The sequence below is a fragment of the Mesorhizobium sp. M0923 genome (assembly GCF_040319365.1).
Taxonomy (GTDB): Bacteria; Pseudomonadota; Alphaproteobacteria; order Rhizobiales; family Rhizobiaceae; genus Mesorhizobium.
Genome location: NZ_JAMYNW010000015.1, coordinates 68,914 through 94,138 on the forward strand (window position 1 = coordinate 68,914; position 25,225 = coordinate 94,138).

The 25,225-nt window shown below is 60.2% G+C and carries 25 protein-coding genes and 1 pseudogene; 6 read left to right on the forward strand and 20 right to left on the reverse strand.

Annotated elements, in window-relative coordinates:
• Positions 1-47: 47 nt before the first annotated feature.
• Positions 48-257, reverse strand: coding sequence for a hypothetical protein (locus NKH89_RS23615; RefSeq protein ID WP_352720348.1), 210 nt, complete (start codon positions 255-257; stop codon positions 48-50).
• Between the two features lie 273 nt (positions 258-530).
• Here NKH89_RS23615 and NKH89_RS23620 point away from each other — a divergent pair, with 273 nt between their 5' ends.
• The 4 genes from NKH89_RS23620 to NKH89_RS23635 all read left to right on the forward strand — a co-directional run bounded on the left by NKH89_RS23620 (position 531) and on the right by NKH89_RS23635 (position 5,279).
• Positions 531-746, forward strand: a complete 216-nt coding sequence (locus NKH89_RS23620; RefSeq protein WP_352591362.1) for a hypothetical protein — start codon at positions 531-533, stop codon at positions 744-746.
• A 253-nt stretch (positions 747-999) separates the two neighbouring features.
• Positions 1,000-2,772: a nif-specific transcriptional activator NifA gene (gene nifA, locus NKH89_RS23625; protein WP_352815966.1), complete on the forward strand. Its 1,773-nt coding sequence runs from the start codon at positions 1,000-1,002 to the stop codon at positions 2,770-2,772.
• A gap of 235 nt (positions 2,773-3,007) precedes the next feature.
• Positions 3,008-4,147: a histidinol-phosphate transaminase gene (gene hisC / locus NKH89_RS23630; RefSeq protein ID WP_352720350.1), complete on the forward strand. Its 1,140-nt coding sequence runs from the start codon at positions 3,008-3,010 to the stop codon at positions 4,145-4,147.
• Between the two features lie 91 nt (positions 4,148-4,238).
• Positions 4,239-5,279 (forward strand): LLM class flavin-dependent oxidoreductase, encoded by a 1,041-nt coding sequence (locus NKH89_RS23635; RefSeq protein ID WP_352910125.1) that lies wholly within the window; start codon positions 4,239-4,241, stop codon positions 5,277-5,279.
• A 247-nt stretch (positions 5,280-5,526) separates the two neighbouring features.
• Here NKH89_RS23635 and NKH89_RS23640 read toward each other — a convergent pair whose 3' ends face one another.
• The 18 genes from NKH89_RS23640 to NKH89_RS23725 form a co-directional block, all read right to left on the reverse strand.
• A complete protein-coding gene (locus NKH89_RS23640; RefSeq protein WP_352457028.1) occupies positions 5,527-5,730 on the reverse strand; it encodes a hypothetical protein in 204 nt (67 codons plus the stop codon).
• A 159-nt stretch (positions 5,731-5,889) separates the two neighbouring features.
• On the reverse strand, positions 5,890-7,785 hold the full coding sequence (locus NKH89_RS23645; RefSeq protein ID WP_352910128.1) for an ABC transporter ATP-binding protein: 1,896 nt from the start codon (positions 7,783-7,785) through the stop codon (positions 5,890-5,892).
• On the reverse strand, positions 7,785-9,653 hold the full coding sequence (locus tag NKH89_RS23650) for an ABC transporter ATP-binding protein (RefSeq protein WP_352910130.1): 1,869 nt from the start codon (positions 9,651-9,653) through the stop codon (positions 7,785-7,787). The genes NKH89_RS23645 and NKH89_RS23650 overlap by 1 nt, the downstream gene beginning before the upstream one ends.
• Positions 9,654-9,726: 73 nt before the next feature.
• A complete protein-coding gene (locus tag NKH89_RS23655) occupies positions 9,727-10,632 on the reverse strand; it encodes an SIR2 family NAD-dependent protein deacylase (protein WP_352910133.1) in 906 nt (301 codons plus the stop codon).
• 38 nt (positions 10,633-10,670) lie between these two features.
• A complete protein-coding gene (gene nifT / locus NKH89_RS23660; protein WP_023678250.1) occupies positions 10,671-10,883 on the reverse strand; it encodes a putative nitrogen fixation protein NifT in 213 nt (70 codons plus the stop codon).
• Entirely contained in the window at positions 10,880-11,200 is a 321-nt protein-coding gene (locus NKH89_RS23665; protein WP_352450751.1) for a nitrogen fixation protein NifZ, read from the reverse strand. The genes nifT and NKH89_RS23665 overlap by 4 nt, the downstream gene beginning before the upstream one ends.
• A 99-nt stretch (positions 11,201-11,299) precedes the next feature.
• Positions 11,300-11,494, reverse strand: coding sequence for a 4Fe-4S dicluster domain-containing protein (locus NKH89_RS35850; RefSeq protein WP_023678248.1), 195 nt, complete (start codon positions 11,492-11,494; stop codon positions 11,300-11,302).
• 32 nt (positions 11,495-11,526) lie between these two features.
• A complete protein-coding gene (gene nifB, locus NKH89_RS23675) occupies positions 11,527-13,005 on the reverse strand; it encodes a nitrogenase cofactor biosynthesis protein NifB (protein WP_352910135.1) in 1,479 nt (492 codons plus the stop codon).
• Positions 13,006-13,243: 238 nt separating this feature from the next.
• The gene (gene nifA / locus NKH89_RS23680; protein ID WP_352910137.1) at positions 13,244-15,007 is read right to left on the reverse strand and encodes a nif-specific transcriptional activator NifA; all 1,764 of its coding nucleotides are present in this window, start codon (positions 15,005-15,007) and stop codon (positions 13,244-13,246) included.
• Positions 15,008-15,188: 181 nt separating this feature from the next.
• Positions 15,189-15,488, reverse strand: a complete 300-nt coding sequence (locus tag NKH89_RS23685; RefSeq protein WP_352910139.1) for a ferredoxin family protein — start codon at positions 15,486-15,488, stop codon at positions 15,189-15,191.
• Positions 15,489-15,499: 11 nt separating this feature from the next.
• Positions 15,500-16,807 carry an FAD-binding protein gene (locus tag NKH89_RS23690; protein ID WP_352910289.1) on the reverse strand — a complete coding sequence of 436 codons (1,308 nt, stop codon included), beginning with the start codon at positions 16,805-16,807 and terminating at the stop codon, positions 15,500-15,502.
• 9 nt (positions 16,808-16,816) lie between these two features.
• Positions 16,817-17,926 carry an electron transfer flavoprotein subunit alpha/FixB family protein gene (locus tag NKH89_RS23695; RefSeq protein ID WP_352808565.1) on the reverse strand — a complete coding sequence of 370 codons (1,110 nt, stop codon included), beginning with the start codon at positions 17,924-17,926 and terminating at the stop codon, positions 16,817-16,819.
• Between the two features lie 18 nt (positions 17,927-17,944).
• On the reverse strand, positions 17,945-18,796 hold the full coding sequence (locus NKH89_RS23700; RefSeq protein ID WP_352910142.1) for an electron transfer flavoprotein subunit beta/FixA family protein: 852 nt from the start codon (positions 18,794-18,796) through the stop codon (positions 17,945-17,947).
• A 186-nt stretch (positions 18,797-18,982) separates the two neighbouring features.
• Positions 18,983-19,363, reverse strand: coding sequence for a nitrogenase stabilizing/protective protein NifW (gene nifW, locus NKH89_RS23705; protein ID WP_352910144.1), 381 nt, complete (start codon positions 19,361-19,363; stop codon positions 18,983-18,985).
• On the reverse strand, positions 19,360-20,568 hold the full coding sequence (nifV, locus tag NKH89_RS23710; RefSeq protein ID WP_352910147.1) for a homocitrate synthase: 1,209 nt from the start codon (positions 20,566-20,568) through the stop codon (positions 19,360-19,362). The genes nifW and nifV overlap by 4 nt, the downstream gene beginning before the upstream one ends.
• Positions 20,565-21,782, reverse strand: coding sequence for a cysteine desulfurase NifS (gene nifS / locus NKH89_RS23715; RefSeq protein WP_352910150.1), 1,218 nt, complete (start codon positions 21,780-21,782; stop codon positions 20,565-20,567). The genes nifV and nifS overlap by 4 nt, the downstream gene beginning before the upstream one ends.
• The gene (locus NKH89_RS23720; RefSeq protein WP_352910153.1) at positions 21,733-21,978 is read right to left on the reverse strand and encodes a NifU family protein; all 246 of its coding nucleotides are present in this window, start codon (positions 21,976-21,978) and stop codon (positions 21,733-21,735) included. Before NKH89_RS23720 ends, nifS begins: the two co-directional genes overlap by 50 nt.
• Positions 21,979-22,242: 264 nt before the next feature.
• Positions 22,243-22,563 carry a HesB/IscA family protein gene (locus NKH89_RS23725; RefSeq protein WP_023678237.1) on the reverse strand — a complete coding sequence of 107 codons (321 nt, stop codon included), beginning with the start codon at positions 22,561-22,563 and terminating at the stop codon, positions 22,243-22,245.
• Positions 22,564-23,156: 593 nt separating this feature from the next.
• Between NKH89_RS23725 and hemP the strand changes: the two genes are divergently transcribed.
• Both hemP and NKH89_RS23735 read left to right on the forward strand, forming a co-directional pair.
• Entirely contained in the window at positions 23,157-23,261 is a 105-nt protein-coding gene (gene hemP, locus NKH89_RS23730; protein WP_352494969.1) for a hemin uptake protein HemP, read from the forward strand.
• Positions 23,262-23,293: 32 nt separating this feature from the next.
• The gene (locus tag NKH89_RS23735) at positions 23,294-24,361 is read left to right on the forward strand and encodes a hemin-degrading factor (protein WP_352910157.1); all 1,068 of its coding nucleotides are present in this window, start codon (positions 23,294-23,296) and stop codon (positions 24,359-24,361) included.
• A gap of 121 nt (positions 24,362-24,482) precedes the next feature.
• Here the strand turns inward: NKH89_RS23735 and NKH89_RS23740 are convergent.
• Positions 24,483-24,823, reverse strand: a pseudogene (locus tag NKH89_RS23740) (hypothetical protein).
• Between the last annotated feature and the right edge of the window lie 402 nt (positions 24,824-25,225).

Here is a 25,225-nt window from a genome sequence, read left to right on the forward strand (position 1 = left end):
CTCTCCCTGACCGGATCGAGGTGGCGTGACTTCTCCCGGGCTTCTCCCTATCGCGGCGCTCCGGTCGAACGCTGCACCAACGCCGCCGCAATACCCATGCCAAATGGATCCGCATGACCTGAACTGACGTTGGGCTCGCCAATGATGGGATGAATGCGGTGGCACAAGACGGGAATGACAAGGCCGCCGTCCAGCACGCGCTTGATGTTCTCCGGCGGATTGCCGGTCGATCTCTCTGGCTTGCGGTTTTGCTGCACATCGTGGTGGGCTCCTCGGTTTGCCGACTTTGGGAAGGGCCGCATCGCTGGCACCAGAGCGGAGAACTGCCGTGTTCTTTGCCGCGCTGCCGCTGCAGCGACAGCTTGAAAGCGACGTCGAGACGTAGGGATTGACGCCGCTGGTGCTGACCGCGACGATGCGGTTCAGAAGTTCCGAGCACCGCCGAGAAAGCCGCGCTCGACCGCCACCTTCGCGCCTTCACACGCGACGCCGCCGCCTTATCTGTGTCATCAATATCGAGGAAATGGCGGTTGCCGCGACCGACCAGTGTCGTCGGCAGTGATTATCGCTCCCGCCCCTGGTTCGCAAGCGCTGGTGAATGGCACGGCCCGGCAATTTATACTCGGCGCGGTCAGCCGCTCAGGCACCGCATCGCCGGCGCCGTATTTCTGTCGTTCAACATCGCCGACAAAAAATTAGAACTGATGAATTCTATCATAGGCCGCGAGGTTTCCTTTCACGAATGAAAGAAAGCTCGATTGACTATCCCGCCTCGCTCCAGTCTTTTGAAAATCAACGTGTGGTTGCCCCCGTGCAAGCCGAGAACGTGGCCAAGCTTCGTGGAGGGAGAGCCAAGCGATGCGTCAGGGGTCGACCCGCTTTGTACTCGACCACACGGCGGTGGCACGAGTTCACGTCAGAACATTTTCGCGCTTGCCCGCGACGTCGCGGGCGCACATGCCGCCGGCATGCATTTCATGGCGCGAGATCGAGGATCACATGCACCACAACATTCCCAAATCAGAACAAAATGCCAGCGAGTGCCGCATTTCGCTTCCGGATGCGAAAAGGGCTTACCCAAAGTCCGAGACGAACACCGCGGTCCCTTTTGTGCCATCGCACGAGCACGCGCTTACCGGCATCTTCGAAATATCGAAAGTACTCACCGACCCCGCCCGGCTCGAAGTCACGTTGGCCAAGGTCGTCGATCTCCTGCCCTCGTTTGTGCAGATGCGGCACGGCATCATCGCTCTCTTCGACGCTGAGGGCATACTGGACATCACCGTAGTCACCGGCTGCGACGAGAACAGCGATGAGCGCTCCCGGATGCGTCTGCCGCGCAAGGCAATCGATCGGATTGTGACGACGGACACGCCGCTCGTCGCCGAGAACATAGCGGTGCATTCGGCCTTCACTGCCGCTGACATAGAGGTGCTTGGGGCCTCCGACCCCGTGTCCTTCATCGGCGTTCCCATTCGTGTTGATGGGAACGCCGTAGGCACGCTGACTATCGACCGCGCCTTGGACAGCAGGTCAACGTATCGGCTCGATTATGATGTCCGGCTGCTCACCATGATCGCCAACATGGTGGGACAGACAGTCAAGTTGCACCGCTTCTCCGCGGGGGACCGCGAACGACCGACAGAGGTGGAAGATCGGCTGCAAACGCAATTCTCTGATGTCAAGCACTCTGCACCGCAGCGCAAGAAGGTTCACGTCAAGGGGATGATTGGCGATAGTCCGGCGCTAAGCGCGCTGCTCGAGAAGATCGCAGTGGTAGCTAAGGCAAAGACCACGGTTCTGTTGCGAGGCGAATCCGGTACCGGGAAGGAGCTGGTCGCCAAGGCAATTCACGAGTTGTCGCCGCGCGCCAAGCGGCCCTTCATCAAACTCAATTGTGCAGCGCTGCCAGAGACAGTCCTGGAATCCGAATTGTTCGGTCATGAGAAGGGTGCCTTCACAAGCGCGTTCAATTCCCGCAAGGGTCGCTTTGAGCTCGCCGACAAGGGGACGTTGTTTCTGGATGAGATCGGCGAGATCTCGGCCTCCTTCCAGGCAAAGCTACTGCGCGTGCTACAGGAGCAGGAGTTTGAGCGCGTCGGCAGCAACCAGACCATCAAGGTCGACGTTCGCGTGATTGCCGCCACGAACAGGAACCTTGAAGAGGCGGTTGCAAGGAATGAGTTCCGCGCCGACCTATATTATCGCATCAACGTGGTTCCCTTGCTGGTGCCGGCATTACGCCAAAGGCGCAGCGATATTCCGCTCCTCGCAGCTGAGTTTCTCAAGAATTTCAACGATGAGAACGGCCGTACGCTGACCTTCGATGCGCGTGCGATTGAAGTACTGATGAAATGTGAATTTCCCGGCAACATTCGCGAGCTTGAAAATTGCGTGCACCGGACAGCGATCCTGGCGGAGGGACGATCAATCGGGAGAAACGACTTTGCGTGCTCCCACGACCAATGCTTTGCCGAGGCGCTGCGGAAGAGCAGATCGGGCAAGGCCGCGCTGCAACCAGCGCCAATCCTCCCAGAGGCAGTGAATCCGGCCACGCCGCCGGATGCGGCCGCTCGTTCGGCCGCCACCACAGTCCCGCCTGCCGGAGCAACCCACTCATTGGGCGCGAGGACCACCGACGCCGAGCGCGTCATTGCTGCCATGGAAAGATGTGGCTGGGTGCAGGCAAAGGCGGCGCGCCTGCTTGGACTGACCCCGCGCCAGATTGGCTACGTGCTGAGGAAATACGGCATCGAGGTCAAGCGTCTGTGAAAGCATGACTCAGGCGGATTAGCTGAGACCGCTTAGCGGCTTGGCCCGCGCAGGGATGCAGATCCGCGTCCGCGTCAAGTCGATCCGACCGAGGACAGCCTGGCCGAATTCCCGTGGCAGCCGGCGTTGCGACCATCTTGTGAAAGGCGACGCTGCCATCGTCAATCCGTCCGCCATGTTGCTCTCGTTGCGAGCTCATACGGATGCCCCTGTGCGACTGAAACGGAGATAAAATATGTCCGATGCAAAACTGCAAGCTGTGCTTTCGTCTCTTCCGCAAGGGACGCGACAGTTAGATGCTCTGCCGTCCAATGGACCAGCGCCGGACGAAAGTTTTGTCAAGCTGAATACGAATGAGAACCCGTTTCCGTTGCCGCCAATCATAATGCAAAGTGCAGTGGCGGCCCTCAATCGCCAGTATCTGTATCCGGACGACGATAACATCAGCTTGAGGGAAGCAGCGTCCAATACCTATGGGGTATCCACGGATCAGGTCATCGCAGGCAACGGGTCGTCTGAACTGCTCGGACTCATCTACAGAGCTTTCCTCGCCCCTGGCGACAAGGTGGCGATGATATCGCCAGGGTTTTCGTTCAACCGCAAACTTGCCATGTTGCATGGTGCTGAGTTTCTCGAGATCGGATGTCAAACTCATTCGCTGCCAATGGAGCAATTGCTTTCCGGTCCGGCAAAAGACGCCAAGTTCATTCTGGTGGCCAATCCAAACAATCCGACCGGAACATTCCTCTCGATAAGCAATATCGAACGCCTCGTGGCACAATCGGATCGCCTGGTCGTCCTTGATGAGGCCTATGTCGACTTTGCACCCGATCACGGGCTGCGCCTCATCAACCGTTATTCGAACCTTCTGATCTTGAGAACATTTTCGAAGAGCTATGCCGCCGCCGGCATTCGCGTCGGTTTCGGTTTCGGTCACCCTGAGATTATTGGCAGGCTGCGCAACATCCAGAACGTCTTCAACATGAACGTGATCGGGCATGCGGTTGGTATCAGCGTGCTTGCGCATCGCGGCGCCTACGCAGAGAACCACAAGCACATCAGACATGAACGACAGCGAGTGACAGCCGCACTGTCGCAACTTGGATTTTCCGTAACGCCCTCCCACGCAAATTTCCTGCTAGCCCGTGTGCCAGCGGGACAGGACGGCTCATGGTGGCAAGCAGCCTTAGAAAGGCAAAAGATACTCGTTGCCTACTTTCCGGACAATGGTTTGGAACATTGCATCCGCGTCAGCATCGGCACAAAAGAGCAATTGGATGCATTTCTTGCTGCCGCTCGCGATATAGTTGGAAGCTTAAACATACCAAGCACCACGGGCAGGGGAGCGTCAGGCTCTGCTCGTTCGGTACGCTGACGCTAATCCGATATCACACATTGCTATCTTTAGACTTGCTTGGTCACCCAAGCACGACAACATTTTTCTTTAAAATCAGGGACAATATCGAGTGACAAACGTCTTTCCTTCAAACCTAGCCTTCGGCATCTTCGATCATCTGGACGAGGACGGCCTCGATATCGCCCGGCAGTACGAAGATCGCCTGATATTAGCAGAGGCGTGCGATCAGCTAGGGTTCTATGCCTATCATCTCGCAGAGCACCACTGTACCCCCCATGGGAGAGGTCCATCGCCGAATCTGTTCTTATCGAGCGTCGCCCAGCGCACCCGGCGCCTGCGTCTCGGACCCTTGGTGATGCTGCTTGCGCTTTATCATCCGCTGCGTGCGTTCGAAGAGATCTGTATGCTGGACCAGTTGAGCGGTGGCAGGCTCGAACTGGGCATAGGGCGCGGTGCTCTCCCGATCGAATTGGGTTACTTCGGGATTGCTGCGGACGCGGTGCCGGGCCGCTATGCGGAAGCCAGCGAAATTCTTGTTGAAATACTTGTTAATGCCATGAAGGTTGGCACGCTGTGCTATCAGGGCCGCCATTTTGAGCTCAATGACGTTCCTTTGACGCTAAGACCTCATCAGCGTCCACATCCGCCGACATGGGTCGCCGCCAATCGACCCGAGTCCGCAGCCTGGGCCGCTGCGAATGGAGCAAATATCGCGTGTGTAGGACCTTCCTCTTCTGTTCGCAAAACTACTGATGCGTTCCGCGCCTATCAAGAGGACAACACTGGCGCGGGCAATCGAGCGCCATTTATTGGATTGCTCCGCATGGTCGTGGTTGGGCGTTGTGACACACATGCCTATTCGCTCGCGGCACCTGCTTACGAACGATGGCTCAAGAGCTTCCAATTCCTTTACGAGCTTAACGCTATCCCCACTCCACCCAACCTGCCGCTGACCTTCGATGCGGCAGTCGAGAGTGAATTGTGCGTGGTAGGATCAGCAGCGTCTGTGCGAGAAGCTCTGCTCAGTCAGTTGGAAGAGGCAGGTGCTAACTACCTTCTTTGTCAACTGGCATTTGGGAATCTGCCGCTAGATGCTTCCCTATACACCGCGACGACCATTCAATCCGAAATCATGGCTCGACTTGGCTGACCATGAAATTCGCGGTCTGATCCGAAGGTAAATCGTTGTAACAGCGCTCCCTCACATTGCTCGAGCGTGCACGTGGTGGGGATTGGGGAAATCGTGAGGGAGGCCAAACTGACGACGAGCCGGCGGCACAGATTACCAGGTTTGTACGTTGGCCGGCATCTGGGCACGGTGTGAGACTGCACGATCCTAAGGAGATGATGGCCGAGCGCGTCACGATGCCGGCACGCATCTGCTCGTCGCGCTCGCGCTAGTCGTTGCCCATAGCCCGCCGCAAGAGGTTCTTCTCGACCGGGGCGGCGCCGGTGGCGGCTCCCGCATCCAGCTTCATCAGCGGCTCGGCGGTAGCAAAGCCGTCACTCGCTACGGCGCTGTTGAGGGCGCGCTCGCGAGCGGCTTTGCTACGCCGAGCGACACCACCTGGAGCGAGTTCGCCCGATGTCGCGGCGTGCACCGCGGTCGGATAACGACGCTGGAGGAAATCGTTCGCAGCCGGTCTTCACGATCCGCGCGAGTGCTTTGCATGAATGCTGCCTGCTTCCTCGTCTGCGGCGGCCTGAGTGTCCGCCGGCACGCCCGAAGTCAATGTCAGTACCACAAGGCCGCCAAGACGTCAGGTCTGGGAGCCGGCTTGTACGGTCGTATCGTGTTCTGGAATATCGTCAAAGGAGGCGTAGTTGAGATTGTAGAGTTTGGAATACAGGCCGCCCATGGCTATTAGCTGATCGTGGTTGCCAGTCGCAATAACTTGGCCATTCTGAAGCACGATGATGCGGTCGGCACCCCGGATCGTGGCAAGACGGTGGGCGATGACGAGGCCAGTGCGCCCTTCAAGCAGCTTTATCAGAGCCTTCTGAATCTGCATTTCCGTGTAGCTGTCGATGTTGGCGGTAGCTTCGTCGAGCACGAGGATCTTGGCGTCGGCGACGAGGGCGCGGGCGAAACTGATAAGCTGGCGCTGGCCGAGAGATAAGTTGTCGCCGCGTTCGCCAAGTTGGGTCTCATACCCGTCGGCGAGGCTCATTATGAAGTCGTGGGCGCCGACCGCCTTGGCGGCCTCGATCACCTTGTCGCGCGTGGCTTCCGTCTTGTGGTATCGAATGTTCTCGAAGACCGTCCCGGTGAACAGGAACGGCTCCTGCAGCACCATGGCGACCTGGCGGCCGAGCGATTCCTGGGTGAGATCGCGCACATCATGTCCGCCGACCAGCACTTGGCCCTGCTGAACATCATAGAAGCGGTGGACCAGGGCCATCGCGCTCGATTTGCCAGAACCGCTCGGCCCGACCAGTGCGACCGTCTCGCCGGGATTGACCCGGAAGGAGACATTTTTCAGCACCGAACGGTTCGGATTGTAGCCGAAGGTGACGTCCCTGAACTCGACCGAGCCGTCCATTTCGGGCGAAAGCACCTCGGCATTGGGTTTGTCCTGAACATCGATCTTGACGTCGAGCACATCGGTCAGGCGCTTGCCTGAGGCCATGGCGCGCTGCATGACCGAATATTGCAGGGTGAGTGAGCGGATCGGGTCAAAGAAGCGCTGGATGTAAAATAGGTAGGCAACCAATACGCCCACATCTATGCGGCCATTCATGACCATCGAGCCGCCGACCACAATAACGGCGGCCATGGCGAGGCCGGTGAGGCCATCGACGATAGGCACCATGACCAGTGCATATTTGGCAGCGATCAGGTGGGTCCTGAGGTTGGCATGGGCCTTGTCGTCAAAAAGGATGAAATTCACCTGCTGGCGGTCCATTGACTGGACGGTGCGCACGCCGTGAATGGCTTCGGCCAGCGCGCCGTTGACGACGGAATTAGTCTCGTGTGCGGCCATGAAGGCGTCGCGGGCACGCGGCAGCCAGACAATGCGGACGATCACCAGGACCGGCAGAACCGAGAGCGTCAGGAGGCCGAGGCGGAAGTCGAGCCACAGCATTACGAAAACGATGCCGAAGAGAAGCGCAACATCGCCTACGGAATATACCGAGGTTTCGAGGAATTCCTGTATGGAGTTGACGTCGCCTTGCAGGCGCGACATGAGGCGTCCGACCTCGGTCTTGTCCATGAAGGAGAGCGAAACCTTCTGCAGATGGCCAAACATGGCGCGGCGGATGTCGAACAGGACAGTTTCGGCCACTTTCCCAACCACGGTTTCCTGCATGTAGCCGGCAGCGAAATTGACCAAAATCGCCAACACGAACGCGCCGACGGCCGCGAGCTGGGCTGAGCGATCGGTCCTTGCCGGGTTCATGCCCTGGTCGAGCGCGTAGCGGATGATCAACGGGATGAGAAGCTGCGTCCCGCTGAAGATCAGCATTGCTGCAATCGTGATGACTACCCTGGCCCGATAGGGACGGACGAAAGCCCAGATGCGCCGGAGGATGCTCTTGTCGAAAGCCCGGCCGAACATCTCCTCCTCGATGCGGTGCGAGCCGACAACCGCGCGCGGAGGGCGTCTACCGTCGTCACGTTCGGCTTCGACTTCGCCGGCGCGGCCCTGCGCCATCAGCGGGCGCCCCCATACTGGGTCATATTGTCATCACCCGGGCGCGTCTGGAGATCGTAAAGGGCCCTGTAGCGTCCCCGCTTCGCCAAAAGCTCTTGATGCGTGCCGCGTTCTACGATTTCGCCGTTATCGACAAAAAGGATCTGATCGGCATGCACAAGCGCACTCAGCCGGTGCGCGATGATGATCGTCACCCGATCCTTGGCGAAGCGCCGCATCGCCGCGCGGATGCGCTGCTCGGTGCCGGCATCGATCGCGGCCGTTGAGTCGTCGAAAACGACGACGGAGGGGCGCAGCATCATGGTGCGAGCAATCGTGAGACGCTGGCGCTGGCCGCCAGAGAGAGAGACGCCGCGTTCGCCCACGACCGTCTCGTAGCCCGCTGGGAGCCCGAGGATGTAGTTGTGGAGCTGGGCGAATTCGCCAGCGCGTTCGATTCGCTGTCTCTTCGCCCAGGGATCGCCATAAGCGATGTTGTTCTCGATCGTAGTGGTGAATAGGAATGCATCCTGCTGTACGACGGCGACCGCCTTGCGAAGCGTCGCGAGGGTGACATTGCGTATGTCCTGGCCGTCCAGCGTGATGGCGCCACCGGTCACGTCATAAAAGCGGGGGACCAGATGAGCTATCGTCGATTTGCCCGAACCCGGCGGACCGACGATCGCGATCGTCTCGCCTCTACGGGCCTCAAAGCTGAGGTTCTTCAGAATGGCGCGGTTTTCGGCGCTGGGGTACGCAAACGAGACATTGTGGAAGCGCAGAGTGCCGTCGCTTATCTCGAGCGGTCTGCCCTCGAGAGCATCCCTGATTGTGATCTCCTGGTCGAGGAGACCGAAAAGCCGCGAACCGCAGCTAGAAGCGCGGGCAAAGGCATTGACCATGAGGCCGATCTGGCGGACTGGCATTTGCAGGATTGTCATGAAGGTCAGGAAGGTCGCCACCGTTCCGACGCTGATCTCGCCAGCGACGAGCTTGCTGCCACCGATCCAGAGCACCAATCCCATTGCGAAAAAGAAGGACAAGGTCATCGCCGACGTGCTGGGCACGTAGATGTCAACGCGGTCGTGGGCGAGGTCGAGCGCGTTCTTGGAAGCGCCGTCGAACTTCAGCATCTCATAGGCTTGAGCCGCAAAAGCGCGGACCACGCGGATGCCTGCGAGATTTTCCTCCATCACGCGGCTTAGTACCGAAAGCCGCTCATGCAGGTCGAGCCAGGTGGCGCGCAGCCTAAGCTGTGTGGCCGATGAGCGCCAGGCGACAAAAGGCACGAAGCTCAGCGCGACCAGGCCGAGCATGGGATCGGTCGAGATCATCATGTAGGCGCCGATCCCGATCAGCATGGTGAGCAGGACCACGCGAACGAGCGCGGTGGAAAAATACATCCGCACGCCTTGGAGATCGAGCATTCCGATGGTGATCAGATCGCCTGAATGGACCCGGTCGTGAAAGGAAAAGCTGAGACGCTGGATCTTGTCGTAGTAGGCGAGCCGCAGTTCGTACGCGACATGATGCCCGACGGCTTCGGCAAAATAGTTCTGCGCCATCGTGAAAAGGCCGCGTAGCGCGCTGACGGCGAGCAGCAGGAGAGCCGGAATCCAGAGCGCTTGTCCTGCCGCGGTCCCCGCGACACCGCCCCCGATGGCTGTCTGGGTCTGGTCGACAGCCCGGCCGAGCAGCTGGGGAATGAGCAACTGGAGGATTGCCGCCATGATCGTCGAGCCCATAGCGAAGGCGACGTGCCAGGGATGCCGCAAATTCATCCGCGTGATGCGCAACAGCGTACTCAAATCCCGGCCCCAGCGCGCCGCTTCCACATGGGTCAACGAATTCAGAGCGTTCGTTGCGCTGCCGATAGCATCACTGCTCACGGATGTATTCCCGACTGCATTTTGCGCCTTCGAGGCAAGCCGAAGGACCAATCATCAAAGGGGCCCGCCATTGTTAATCCTGTCCACCACCTGCAGCAGGGCGCGTTCCTATAAGCCGAGCCGCGGCTTCACTTACTGGCATGTCGATCACCGTGATTCCGCTTGCCGCAAGGAAACGCGCTTCGTTTCTGGTCAGCGTTTCCGCGTCCATTACCGCGCAATATGGACCTCGGGAGCGCTTCATGATCTGCCTGGCGTAGGTGCGCAGCATCTGATCGTTGAAGCGGCAGCCAACGAAGAAAAATCCACGGGTGATGCGCCCTTCCTTCACCACGTCTGGGATCGGTGTCTGGATATCGATTTCGGTCAGGACTTCGACATAGTCGGAATCTGCGACGAGAAAGTTTTGCGCCGGCCTAATACTCCCGTGAGGTGTATAGAGAACCGTCTTTGCCCCCGATCGGGGGTCGAGTTCCCTCCCGGACAAATCGTAGGTTTTCGTCCAAATGTTACCGATTTCGTTCGCCCGCGTGACGCCTTGTATCTCAACGACGTCCGTTCGGCCGGTCTCTACGAGAGCCGTGCGCATCGCGCCGTCGTACCAGCTGTCGACGATGAGGGAGAGCGGCAGCCTTGCGAGCCAGGCGTGGAGGAGGGTCGGCGCCACCGGCGCTGCGAATATGTCGGTCATCCAAGCTTGAAGCGTCCGGCGACGCCGGCGCTGTTCGATGAACTGCGCAACCGACCACATATTGGTGCGGATCCTGGAAGGGGCTGGCGCCCGTGCATTGAGTGCCGCGGCAACGACCTCGGGCGTATGCGGCACAGGCGGTTCCGCACAGTTGAACCCAAGAAGACCCGGACCGAGATAGGGGATCACCTGATCGGCGGCGAGCGCCTCCTTCGCCAGGTCAAGCAGCTTTTCGGCAAAACTGTCCCGCACGATGACCAGGTGGCCCGATGTCAGGATCGTGTTCATGCTCGTTTCCTCGCGACGCACCTTATGAACGGGCAGCATCAGTCCTCTTCGGAAACCTTCCTTGCCTCGACGGTGATCGGCAGACGCGTATCCCGTGGAAGATCGGGTAGGAGGAGCCGCCACCCGTTCCTGAGCGTCACAGTTCCGCCCCACAACTCTTCCTTCTCGAGCTTGATGATCGGCTCTTCGAGGTCCTTCTTCGGGACATACGCCGACAAGCCAGCATCGGTCCTGCGGATCATGACTTTCATCTGGCCGTCCCTTCATTGGTATTGCTATCAGCACTGCAGGGCACCTCGGCTTTGTCGAGGCTCATCAGTTCACGCGCTCGCATGCCGACGACTGTGCCACGGTCGATCCATTCGACCGCATAGATGAAGAACTGCTGGAGAAAGGTGCCAATGTCGCGCACATATCCCTCGTCGCCCTTCCGCACGAGATTTTCGCCGATCTCCCTGCCAGGATAGGTGCCGTCATTCTTTATGTGGCGAGTGGCACGTACCCGCTCTCCCGGCATGAATCGTGGAGGCCTGCGGATTTCGACCTCCTCTTCGCGTCCGAGCGACATGTCCGTTCCCTGATTTCTCTTGAGGCTGCAGATTGTGAACAAAGGCGTTCCAGGCGTCCTGCGAAGGCATCCCCGACCATGTCGGCAGCCCAATGTTCGTCACGCAGGAACGCAGGTCTTCGGCACCGGGCATACCGAGGCACATTGCTGCGCATCGAAGACCCCCTCGCACTCGGTGCACTTTTGCGGCTCGATCACATAGCTCTCGCCTTTGAACTTGATCGCGCCGGAGGGACACTCGAATTCGCAGGCGCCGCATTGGGTGCATTGGGATGCGATGATCTTGAAAGCCATTTTAACTCCTGGTCCGAATGGATGAGACGCGCTCAGGCCGTCGCCGCGAGTGCGGGGGTCCCAGACGCGGCCGCGTAAATCGCGCTGATTGCGGTCTCGATATAGTCGTGGGCATATGCGTCGGTGGCTTGGATTCCAGCGTCGGCGAGCTGATCCTGCGGGCAGTTTCCGATCTTGGCGCACAGCACGACATCTATGCCCTCAAGCGCAGCGATGACGCCATCCAGGGCGGCTTCTCCGCCCCAGCCGCCGAGACAATACTGCTCGACCTTGCGATGCCCGACAAAGCTGATCCCTCTCGGCGAGGCTTCGTAAACCTGGAATTCCTTCGCATGGCCGAAATGTTCATTGACGCGGCCGCCGCCCTTGGTTGCCACCGCGAAGAGAAGGGACTTGCCGGGGCTCGCTGCCTTGACCAATCCGATCGCTTCTCTCCTAGCCGCCACGTGATCACGGCGCTCCTCCGCGACCAGCTCCCGATAGGCCTTGCGATTGCTGGCATCGTAGGTGACCTCGCCGGGTATCCGGTCGAGTGTGAATTCCTGGCCACGATCCTCACCGAGCAGGCCGACGGCATCTGCCCGGCACTGCCGGCAGTGGCGCATCAACTGGGCGCCGCCTTCGACACGGTCCTGAAGAGCCTTCATCTCCATTGCGTTTGGGCCGCGTTGCCCGCTCAGTCCGTAGTGCGTGCCGTGCGCCGGGTCCGAAATCAGCGGCATGAGGTTGTGCAGGAACGCGCCTCGCTCCTTGACCCATCTATTCACCTCGATCAGATGCTCATCGTTCACGCCGGGGATCATCACCGAATTGATTTTGGTGAGGATGCCGCGCGCGGTCAGCATCTCCAGACCCAACATCTGCCGCTCGTGCAGGATCCGGGCGGCTTCGATGCCGAAGTAGCGGCGATGGTCGTAAAAGATCCAAGGATAGATCTTTGCACCGACCTCAGGGTCGACCATGTTGATGGTGATCGTCACGTGATCGACATTCATGTCGGCAAGCTCATCGACATGGTCCGGCAGCGCGAGCCCATTCGTGGAGATGCAAAACTTGATGTCTGGGATTTCCCTGCCGACTCGTTCGAACGTTGCCTTCGACTTCTTCCAGTCGTAACAGGCATCGCCAGGTCCGGCGATGCCGAGCACGGAAAGCTGCGGCACCTCGTTGGCGACCGCGACCACCTTGCGTAGCGCCTGGTCGGGCGTCAGCTTTTCGGAGACCACCCCAGGCCGGCTTTCGTTGGCGCAGTTATATTTGCGATTGCAGTAGTTGCACTGGATATTGCAGCCGGGCGCGACCGCGACGTGCATGCGCGCGAAATAGTGATGCGCCTCTTCTGAAAAGCAGGGGTGATCCTTGATCTTCTCCCAGACAGCCGGATCCGTGTCGTCCGGCTTTATCGACGAGCCGCAGGACGAAGACGCGCAGCCACCGGCTTTCACGGTGGCAAGCAACTGGTGATCGAATGTCGTGCTGAGGCTCTCAAGCGAAATTGCCGGTGCGGACATCGAACGGCTCCGTTGCTGGGTAATGTCGCAGTTCGAACCGCAAGAGCTATGCCATGTCAAAGAGCGGTTTTGGTTCACGAATTGTGCTTTCGTGTCGGATTCCGTCGGATTGCTCCGACACACCTTTGTCGGGCTTCCGACAATGGACAAGCAAATCGGGTCGCGAAGGTTACCAGCCTTGGGCGCGCAGAGTGTGAGGGAGACTACTCCGGGCTTACGTTTGACGTCATCACGACGTCTAGAATTTCTTCACGTCGATACCATGCCGGCGCAGCGCGTAGCCGATTTGCCGCGGCGTGAGGCCGAGGATACGAGCCGCCCTGGCCTGAACCCAACCGGCCTTGTCCATCGCGTCGATCAGCCGGTCGCGTTCCGTCAGACGCGGGGGACAAGCGGGATCGTTCGGATCGCCGGCCGCAAGGGGAGATACGTTGCCTGCGGAGGCACCGATGCGACTGGCCGGCAGCCGCAATCCGACCGGCACTGCGTTGACCCGTGCGAGATCGTCGATGGTATTGCCGCCATTCGAGCGGTCGGCTCGCTTCCAGAGGAGCCAGGAAAGGCACTGGCTCTTCTTACAGGCGAAATCGGATGGCGTGATCGTCCTTGAACGCGCAAGTGTCGCCGTCCTTTGGACGCAGTTCTCCAGCTCGCGGACGTTACCAGGGAAGTAGCATTGCGAGATCAGGTCAAGCGCCGACGGCGCGAAGGCGAGTGCGCGATCGTTCTCCTTGTTGAATCGATTGAGGAAGGCGTTCGCAAGGCGTGGAATATCGCCGGGTCGCTCTCTGAGCGGAGGCAGGATAATTGGCACCACATTGATGCGGTAATAAAGGTCGGCCCTGAACTCCCCTTTTATGACGGCCGTCTCGAGGTCCTTGTTGGTGGCGCATATGAGGCGCACGTCGACCTGTAGCGTTTTGGTGCCGCCGACTCGCTCCAACTCGCCTTCCTGCAAGACACGCAACAGCTTGGCTTGAAAGGCCGGCGAAATCTCGCCGATTTCATCAAGTAGCAGCGTTCCCTCATTTGCCAATTCAAAACGACCGGCGCGCTGGGAGATAGCACCCGTGAAAGCGCCCTTTTCATGCCCAAACAGTTCTGACTCCAGAACGCTTTCAGACAGTGCGGCGCAGTTCAATTTGACGAAAGACTTCTTCCTCCGACGTGAGAGCTTATGGATGGCTTGCGCAAAGAATTCCTTGCCGGTGCCGCTTTCACCCCGCAGAAGCACGGTGGAATTGGTCCCTGCTACGACCGAGACGGTTTCGAGCACCTGCTTGAGTGCGGGGCTTTCCCCGATGATCCCGTCGATTTTGACATTCGCATGCCGGGCAGGGTCGTAGGTCCTCCCCTCGTTGGGCGATTTCTCCGGTCTCCATTGCTCATGGACAGACCGCTGACGATCTGTACTCAGGATGCGATGGAGACGGATGGTCCGGCCGACAAGGTTGGCGACCATCGTCAGGAAGTATGTGTCCTCGTCGTCGCGAAAGTCGGTGGCGCCGTCTCCGGCGCGGTCGATCGACAATGTCCCAAGGATCTTATGATCAGCCTTTAGCGGGATACCGATAAAGGCAATTGGGATCGTTCCCCTGATCGAAGACGTTTGAAGGTCAGCCTGAAATAGTTGGGACTTGCGCACGTCCGGTATGAACAGCGGCGTCCCCGTAGCGACGATTTGATCTGTTATGGCCTGTGGTATGACGCGGCGAGTGCCTGATTGAGGTGCGTGGGTATTGCCGGCAGTTGCGGCAATCTCCGGCTCTCCTTCAGCGTCCACGACGACGATTGCTCCGTGACGCATCTGCAGAAACGAAGGCAGGATGTTCACGACATTGGCGAGCGTAATCTCCAGCTCGCTGGGGGCGGTCAGCACCTTCGATATCTCGTAGAGTCCCCTGAGCGCGATATCTGCTTGGGGCATGCTTTTGATGGGCGGTTCAGGGCGGGTATCCCGAGGTGCTACCTCGTCGACCCGATCTTGCGGTACGTGAGCCATGGAAACACCTCAGCGGTTGTCGTCCAGAGTGCTCCTCCTTTTGTGTCTGAGTCTGAATTGTGAAAGCACAGTATTCACGAGCTTCTCTTCGTGGCGCGGCAATTCAAGCAAAGATAGACTTGGCGTTGGTCGCGACCTCAGGTGTACCAAGATTGACCCTCTTGATACGGTGCGTGCGTCCTCATCCGAATTTGAAGAGGACTCCGAAGCCGCCGCGTGGATAGTTCCACTCGATCTCGCCACTGGTCTCGCACAAAATCCGGCAGGTGCCGCACTCCATGCAGCCGTCGGCAGTGATCTCCACTTGACCTTTGTCGTTCAACTCATAACATTTCGCGGGGCAGACGTGGGTCAGCGCGAGCAAGTTCGCGCTTGGCCTCTCGTGCGGTCGCACTTTGATATGCGGACGGCCGGAATCCACCAAGTAGCGGTTCTGGTAAAGCTTGTCCTCGACACGTGAGTTCGTCACTGCGATCGTCATTTCGTCTCCCCTCAGCGCCACGCCAATGCAAGGCGGACCGCGTCGCTGACCAGCCCCCAGCGCGAGCGCGCCTTGATGAAGGCCGCCGTGGTCGCCTTTTCCTTCTCGATCTTCGGCGTGCCGTCGACACGCATGAAGTTCTGCGCGGCTTGCGACATCAACCGCGGATAAGCCGTGAAGTAATTGCAGGAATTGGTGTGGAGCAAGGCCGGCATGTCTTTGTATTTCCTTAGGTCCTTGACCACGAAGGACTTGTCCAGCATGGCTTTGTAAATGGCGAGATTCCGTTTGGTCATAGGACCGTTGCGGCTCTTGACCTCGATGATTGCCTCAGCCGCGATGCGGCCGGAGGTCATGGCGAGGTTCGAACCCTCGCGGTGAATGGCGTTGTTCAGTTGCGCGGCATCGCCGACCACGACCCAACCGTCGCCAAAGAGCTGCGGAATAGCCTTGTAGCCGCCTTCGGGAATGAGATGCGCGGAATATTCTTTCACTTCCGAGCCGGCGATCAGCGGCCGGATCGAAGGATGGGTTTTTAAGGCGTCGAGGAGGACGTAAGGGCTCTCGACCATCGCGGCGAAATCGGAGACGAGGCAGCCAATGCCCAGTGAGATCGACTCCTTGTTGGTGTAGAGGAAGCCGAGCCCGGCCATGCTGCGGGAGGTCGTGCCCACCGCCTCGATCACGCAGCCTTCATCGCCTTTGAGGCCGAACCGCTGCTCAATGACCTCTTCGGGCAGGAAATGCATTTCCTTGACGGCGAGCGCCACGGTTTGCGGCTTCGGCATCTCGCGCAGGCCGGCCCGCGTGCCAAGCAGTCCGCATACACCTTCTGCGAGGACGACCACGTCCGCGTAGATGGCTCCGCCGGCCCGGTCTGTGCGGACGCCGATCACCCTGTCCTTGGCGTCACGGATGAGTTCCGTCACGGTCGTCTCGCACAGAACCGTCGCGCCGGCCTCGCGCACCTTACGCGAAAACCATTTATCGAACTGGGCACGGATGATCGTGTAGCGGTTGGGCTTCGCCTCATTGAAGTCGTCCGACCGATAGTGAATCCCGGTATGGGATGTGTCGTCCATCACCCAAAGCCGCTGTTCAACCAAATGCCGCTCGAGAGGCGCATCGTCCCGGAAATCCGGAATGATCTTCTCCAGCATGTTCGCGTACATGATGGCACCCTGGACATTCTTGGAGCCCGGATATTCACCCCGCTCCAACTGCAGCACCTTCAGGCCGTGACTGGCCATGGTGTAAGCAGCTGCGTTTCCGGACATGCCGGCCCCAATAACAATGGCGTCGAATTTTTCCTCAATCATGTCCATCCCTTAGCTCGCAAGCTTATCGCGACTGTGGGGCGACAGCCGCCGGGTGAAGGCTTCCGTCAGTGCGGGCAGGAAGCGGATCGCGTCGGTGACGATCCCGAGGTGAGCGAAATCGAAAATCGGCGCGTTCGGGTCGGTGTTGATGGCGACGATGAGATCCGCCCCCTCGACGCCAACCCGGTGCTGGACGGCGCCGGAAATCCCAGCCGCTATGTAAAGCTTCGGCCGGATGGTCTTGCCAGTTTGGCCGATCTGCCGATCAGCCGGCATCCAGCTCTTCTGGACCAACGGGCGCGAACAGCCATGCTCGGCACCAATTGCCCGCGCGAGGTTCTTCACCAGCTGCAGGTTCTCCGCCGCGCCTAGACCCAGGCCTCCCGCAACCACGACGTCGGCATAGGCAAGATTTGCCTTTGCCGACTGACTATCCGGCAGGAAGCCCAGGACTTTGGTAACGATCTCGTCCTCGGCTACCGAGAGCTTGTGCCGGATGACACGCCCGACCGGTTTATCCGCCCGCGGTGGCATGGGCATGACCCTCGGTCGCACTGTCGCCATCTGGGGGCGGAAATTGAGCGTATAGATCGTGCACAGCAAGGAACCGCCGAAAGTCGGACGGGTGGCGGCGAGCGAACCGTCGGTATCCACATCAAGTTCGGTGCAGTCGGCCGTGAGCCCTGTCTGCAAGGTCGTCGCCACGGAGCCGGCAAGATCCCTGCCGAGTGTGGTGGCACCGAGAAGAAGGATCTCGGGTTTGTGGGTATCGACCAGATCCGTCATCGCCTTGGTGAATGGCTCGTTCCGATAGTCGGCGAGCAGCGGCGCCTCGACGATGTAGACAAGGTCGGCGCCATAAGCGAACGCTTCGGCAACGGCGTTCCCGATGGCCTCTCCCGGCGGTCCAAGCACGACGCCTGCAAGCTGGACCTGAAGCTTGTCTGCTAACTTGCGGCCTTCGCCGAGCAGTTCGAATGATACGGGATGGACCTGGCCGCGTTCGAGCTCGATGAAAACCCAGATGTGCCGGTAGTCCTTGAAATGCGCGGGCAGCTCCTTCTTTATGCCGGCACGGCCGGCGGCAGGGCGAGGGGTTTCTCGGTTCGCGGTCGACATCGTCTGCTCCTTGCCCTCTCACGCGCCGCCGTTGAAGGCGAGCTCATGTTCCAATGCCGGCTGGCGGGTGAAGATTGCCGTGATGAGTTCGTCAGCGAGATCGCGCAAGGCCATCTCGGCGGTGTCGATTTTTGCCGCCTTTTCCGCCCGCGCAGGAGGTGCGAAAACGCGCTTGACGACCGTCGGTGAACCGCGCAGGCCGCATTTGGTGAGATCCTCAATGCCGGCGTCGGCCGCACTCCATTTCAAGACCTGGCTGCGCGCGGCGCACAGCGCGTCCTGGATCGAGCCCCGGCGGATCTCGTTTGTGCCTTCCAGCATGGTGATGAGGCAAGGGAGCCTGCTCTTCAGCATCTGTGTGCCGCCTTCGGAGCGGCGCTCGACCTTGATCTCGCGTGCAGCAAGGTCAATAGAGGCGATCTTCGCGACATAGGTCAGTTGCAGGAGTGCGAGGCGCTTGGCGATGCCGGGCCCGACCTGGGCGGTGTCGCCATCGATCGTCTGCTTGCCGGTGAAGACGAGGTCTGGCGTGCCGAACGTCTCGCCAACCTTCGCGATTGCCTGGGAAAGGGCGAACGAGGTCGCCAGCGTGTCGGAGCCGGCAAAATAGCGGTCGGTCAAGAGCACCGCTCGGTCGGCGCCGTAACCGAGCGCCTTGCGCAGCGCGTCCTCTGCCATGGGCGGACCCATAGTGAGCACGGTAACTTCGCCACCATGGGCGTCGCGCAGTCTGAGGGCTTCTTCGAGGGCGAACAGGTCGTAAGGGTTGATGATGGTCGGAACACCCTGGCGCATGATCGTGTTCGTCACCGGATGGACCCGTATCTGTGCCGAGTCAGGCACCTGCTTGATGCAGATTACGATGTGCATTGGCGGTTTCTCTAGGCTCCTGTCCGGATACGGGCTTGGCGGTTATCTCCTTGGTGCGCATCATTCGTGCCAACTGTTTTGCGTGCCCCTATTCCTAGAACTTCGGTTGGTTGCTTCTGAGGGCGCCGTGGTGAGGACTGGATTTGTCGGCTTCTCGACATTGTCGCGTTGCAACCCGTGTCGCGGTCATTCCTGTCCGAACCGCTTCAGTACGGAGTCGAACGGGACAAAGGTGCGGCCCGGCGTGGCAGGTTTGTTCGGATCGTGGTCTTTGAGCACCTTGAAGACCCGATGCGTGAGCGGCGAGGAAATCGCGAAGTCGTCGTAAGCGCGTTCGAGCGTCGCGCGCACCCGCGCGGCAATCACCTGGTCGGGCAGACCGGAGAAATCTTCTTCGGCAAGGTATTGGCCCACGCGCTTCATGATATGGAGCCGCGAGACATTGAGCACCTTCGGGTCATAGGAGACGCCAAGGACTGCAAAGAACTCCTCCGCAGCCGACAGGCGCTTCAGTCGTGCGAGGATGTCGGTGACATCGATGGGGCGGCTGTCAGCGGAACAATTCATTGCATTCTCCCTGGCCGCAAAACTGTGGCGTCGGTGCGCTCGCGAACGGCTGACCTGGATCCGCACAGCTCCGCGAGGGATGCCTCGCTGCACATTCCATCGTAGAGCTCGACCAGTTGAGTTGCAGTGACGGTCGATTTGGTCTCGGCCGCCTCGCGCCGGACGCGGGCCACCATCGCGGCTGCCAGATCCGGGTCGAGATCGCGACCGCTTTCGCTCAGCACATGGGCAATCGCAGTAGCGCCGGAATGCTTGCCGATGACGATACGCCGGCAGCGGCCCACGAGAGCTGGATCGAGCCCCTGATAAGTACGCGAGTCCTTCAGCAACCCTGCGACGTGAATGCCGGATTCGTGCGTGAAAACATCGGCGCCGACGACCGGTTTAATGGCCGCGGTTTGCCGGCGGGCGGCCCAAGCCACCTGGGCGGCGAGGTCGGGCAATGCGGTCAGCTCGATGCCGGTATCCGCGCCGTCGAGGACCGCCATCGCGGCGGCCACCTCTTCCAGCGCGGCATTGCCCGCACGCTCGCCGAGCCCCAGGACGGTGACGGAGGCATGGCGCGCGCCTGCGCGGATCGCGGCAAGCGTGTTGGCGGCAGCAAGTCCGAGATCGTTGTGCGCATGAAATTCAAGGTCGATTGGAGACTGGGCCACGAGCTCGGCGACAAGTTCGAAGGTCGAAAACGGGTCGAGAACGCCGACTGTGTCGGCTAGCCTGAGGCGGCTTGCGCCGGCGCGTGCAGCCGTCTCGATGACGCGGGCGAGATGATCCCGATTGGCCCGCGAGGCATCCTCGCAGCCCACCGCGACGAAGAAGCCGGCGGCGGCTGCGCGCCTGACCATATGCTCGATGACCTGGAGCGCTCCCGCCTTATTGAGGCCGAGCTTGGCGGCAAGTTGAATGTCCGACGCAGGCAGCGATAGATTGACGGCGTGGACGCCGCTCTCGATCGCTGCATCGAAATCCAGCGACGTCATCCGGCACCAGGCCATGAGCCGAACCGGGAGACGCCGCGCGACCGCGGCGCGAATTGTTTCGATCTCGTCGGCGCCCATGACCGGCGTGCCGATCTCGATCTCTGTGACGCCGGCCGCCGCAAGAGACTCGGCGATCTCCAGCTTTTCCGTCATGGTAAAGGCGACGCCGGGCGCCTGCTCGCCATCGCGCAAGGTCGTATCGTTGAGAAAGACATGGCGGGTCATGAACGGCAGCCTGTTCTGCTGCCGCTCAGGCATAGACCGGATTGAACGTCTTCGGAGCTTCGCTTACCCGGCCCAGAACTGGGAAAGCCACGCAGCTTCTCCACGATTGCCGGCATGACCTCGAGCACCCGGTCGACGTCCGCTTCGCCGTTGTCCCGCGCCAGGGAGAAGCGGACTGCCGCGTGTGGCGTTTTCATCGCGCTCAGGACATGGCTCGGTTCCAGAGAGCCGGAGGTGCAGGCGGAGCCGGAGGAACACGCGATGCCCACGCGGCTGAGGAGGAGTGGAATTCCATCACTTTCGACATGTTCGAAGGAGATGTTTGCGGTGTTGGGCAACCGTTCCAGGGGATCACCAGTGACACAGGTGCTTGGGATGCGCTGGAGAATCCCGTCCTCTAAACGGTCGCGGAGCGACTTTACCCGTGTGGTCTCGTCGTCCATGAATTTCAAGGCGAGTTCGGCCGCCATGCCGAGCCCGACTATGCCGGGCGTATTCTCGGTGCCAGCACGCCGGTTGTGTTCTTGGTGGCCCCCCTTGATCAGCGAGTGGAAATTGACGCCACGTTTTACGAAAAGCGCGCCGATCCCTTTCGGCCCGTGCAGCTTGTGGCCGGAGAGCGACACCATGTCGATTGCGGTCGACTTCAGGTCCATCGGAAGCTTGCCGACCGCCTGCACAGCATCGGTATGGAAAAGGGCGCCCACTTCCTTGGCCAACTCGGCAAGCCTGACCACGGGGAAGATTACACCAGTCTCATTGTTCGCCCACATTATCGAGACGATTGCCACCTGTGGGGTGAGGGCGGCCATATAGGCGTCGAGGTCGAGCCGGCCACGGCAATCCACCGGGATCCTGTGCACCTTGACGCGGCGGGTCTTCTCAAGATGCGCGCAGAGCGTCAGCACGGCGGGATGCTCGACCGCGGACGTCACGATCTCGGTTCGGTTGGGCGCCGCCTCGAGCGCCGAAAGAAGCGCTGCATTGTCGCTTTCTGTCCCACCCGAGGTGAAGGTGATCTCATCGTCGAACTCCGCGCCGATCAGAGCTTGCAACTGCCTCCGCGCCTTTCTCACCGCCGCACTGACTGAGGCGCCAAGAGCGTGCGCCGACGAAGGGTTGCCGAATTGATCCCTAAAGAACGGCAACATCGCTTGCACGACCTCAGGATCGACCCGTGTGGTTGCGTTGTTGTCGAGGTAGACAGGTTTCATGTGCGATCCTCAGTTGACCGGAATGACGCGAGCGCGCGACCGCCTCATTGAGCCTCTGGCGTATGCCGTTGATGATGATGGGCCCGAACTGGCAGCCGGCGCAGACGCCCGAGAGTTTGACGTAGACCGGATCGGTCTCGACATGGACAAGTCCGCAGTCGCCGCCGTCAGCCCGCAGGCAAGGACACCCGAACACGACAACGTTATCGATAAGCCGAATTTGGCGCAGCGGCGCGATTTGGCCGCCAGCAGCTTGGGTGCCACCAGGAACCGAACTGTTTCGGGAGGCGACGTTCTTTGCATCCTACCTGAAGCGATTGCCGGTCCCAAGATCGGCTTCGACCTCGCCTTGTTCTTGAGGACAGGGACATCTGTTGTGCCGGCCATATAAGCCTCCTCTGCCGCAAATGAGTCCGTCGGCGGCAATCGCTTCATGGACCCGCACAGGCGCTTCGGGCGATCAACTGAAGGACTTGCCGCAGCCGCACTTCTCGCGCGCGTTGGGGTTATCGAAGACAAAGCCGGAAGATTCGAGCCCGGTGAGGAAGTCGACGGTCATGCCGGCGACATGCGGTTGGGAGCCCGCGTCCACGAACAGCTTGATCCCATCTGTCTCGGTGATCGCGTCGCCCTCGCGCGACACGCTCTCCAGGCCCATTAAGTATTTGAAGCCGGCGCAGCCGCCGGCCTGGACCATGATGCGAAAGCCTTCCGCCGGCTCGCTGGCGCGGGAAAGAGCAGTCTTGATGGCGGCAACAGCGTTGTCGGTGAGCGTAATCATGGCTCCATTCTCCTCAGTCCGGGACCTGCTTGCGCATCACGTTGCATGCACCGTGCCAAAGCGAAAAAATGTTTCAACACAGCGCGGCATCTCTGACACTGCGGTGGTTCTTGTGAGTCCATTGCTGCGAAGGTGTCGGCCAACCGACACGTACTGTCGGGTTTGTCGGGTCCGCCACGGGGGATGTTGAGCCTGAGTTGTTGGCTGAACTCACATTAAACCAATGACCATTACAGAAGACTTCTTCTGAGCTTGCTTCGGCGCAATTGGCACGGTTTTTGAAGCTCCATTTGGCGAGGCGGCAAGCGACTGCCGATCCACAATCATGTCGTGGGTGCCCTCGCGATCGATGGGGCGAAGCAAGGGAGCAACATGCATGTCAGGACTGGGTCAGATACGCTTTGTTTGGCAAAGCAGCGCCGCCCGTGGCATCCGAATGCCCGATTGGCCGATTGCGACAACACCCACAATCGCTCACCACCGCCCAGTGGCCGCCGACCGGCTCGATGGGATTCCATCGGCATGTGCCTGCTGGTGTCACTCGGGTCTCGCCGCTCCGACCGCACCCCCGGTTTTCGCGCGGGTGCGACGACGTGCGCACGCTGTCCAGCGACACTTTGTTCACGGGGCAGCAGCAGATCAGGGTCGAGCATTACGGCACGCCCTATCGGCTGGAGATTCCCCGGCAGGGCAGCTGATCCTCACACGTAAGTGGAAGCAGGGGTAAGACATGGACCAGCGCGAGAAACCGTCGCCGGACGAAATCCGGCGGGCGTGCGAAGACAATCCGAAAATCCGGGAGCATGATCTCGCCGCTCGATTGGGCATTTCGGAAGCCGAATTGGTGGCGGCGCATTGTGGTCACGGCGCGGTGCGCATCGAGCCGCGCGTCGATGATCTGCTGACCGGCCTCGAAGCGGTCGGCGAGGTGATGGCGGTCACCCGCAACGAAAGTGCCGTGCACCAAAAGATCGGCGTCTACGACAATGTGGTCACGGGCAACCAGCATGCCATGGTGCTCGGCGACGAGATCGACCTGCGCATCTTCCCGAAAGCGTGGGCGTATGGCTTCGCCGTCGAGAAGCGCGAGGGAGCCGAGATCCGCCGCAGCCTGCAATTCTTTGATGCCACCGGCGAGGCGATGCACAAAATACATCTCAGGCCCGCCTCGAACCTGCACGCCTATCAGAATCTGGCGGCAGAGCTCGTATCCTCCGACCAGGAGCCGATCATATCGGTCGAGGCGAGCGGGGCGCGCGATAACGCAGTGAGTCCAGACCAAGCCGCCACGGTCGACGACCTACGCGAGCACTGGAGCCGGCTGAGCGACGTGCATCAGTTCTACCATATGTTGAAGACACTGAAGCTCAGCCGCTGCCAGGCGATGCGTATGGCCGACGAGGATTACGCCTGGCTGCTCGACAATGATGCCGTTGGCGCCCTGTTCCAACAGGCGGCCGAAGACGAGATGCCGATCATGTGCTTTGTCGGCAATCGTGGTTGCATCCAGATCCATTCCGGCCCGATCAAGTCGGTCAAGCAGATCGGGCCGCGGATCAATGTGCTCGACGAGACCTTCCATCTGCATCTTAGGACCCATCACATCCGCGAGGTCTGGGCCGTGCGCAAGCCGATGAGGGACGGTCACGTCACGTCCATTGAAGCCTTTGGCGCAGACGGCAAGATGATCATCCAGTTCTTCGGCACGCGCAAGGAAGGCGAACGCGAGCGCAGCGACTGGCGGTTTCTGGCCGAGAGTCTGCCACGCGTTCCCGGTCCGACCGACAGGGATGTGTAGAGCCGACAGGCCCTCGGATTGAACCGGCCGCCATAGGACTCGGCTCCACGTTCGACAGCGGCTCGCGAGGAAATATAGGTCCATGTGCGATAGAGCTTGCCGTCGTAGCGCATACGGACGGTCAGGTGTGCACGCCGGAATTGACCGCATCGATACAGTCAAGCTCGTCGTCGGCCGGACCGCTGCGCACGAGTGCATCGCCGTCTAACCGGAAATCCTTGCAGCGGCTGCGAGCGATACAACGCATACGCCATCAGCGCCGAACCGAAGCGCGGCTCGACCTTGTTGATAATCTCGATCATCGCGCGCAAGCGCCGCCGGGTCTTGTCGGACCGCACCCGATCCTTGCGCTGGATCGCGTCGTTGCTCAATCCGGGCCGTGCGAGCGATCTCCTCGCTCGTCGACCGGAAGGCAATGCAGCAGCAGCCAGGCCGAACAGCCCGATGTCGCGGACTCGACAAAACCGACGTGGATGCCGGTTGTCGGACGTTGTCCTAAGAATGATGGACAGGTGATCATCAACCTAGCGGCGGTGGGCCCAGTGCAGGCTCGCATCGCTTGGTGCAGCGCCATGGGTAACGCCTATCCGGCACGCGACTTGCTTTGACAATTTGATCAGCAGGGCGTCGGCAGTGCGTCACGAGCTCAGCGGTGATTGACCAGCCTCTCAACCCTAACGGGGATAAGCGGCGGCTTTGCTTCATGACCGCAGCGCGGCGGAGATGCTCCTTCTGATTGACTTCGCAACCGATCTCATCCGCGCTGGTGCAGGTGGGCTGTATCGGGCGACAGAATCTAGAAGGCGCCCGACAAGAGACGTACCCATGCTGGAAATCGACTTTATGAACAGCGGTGCAATCTCA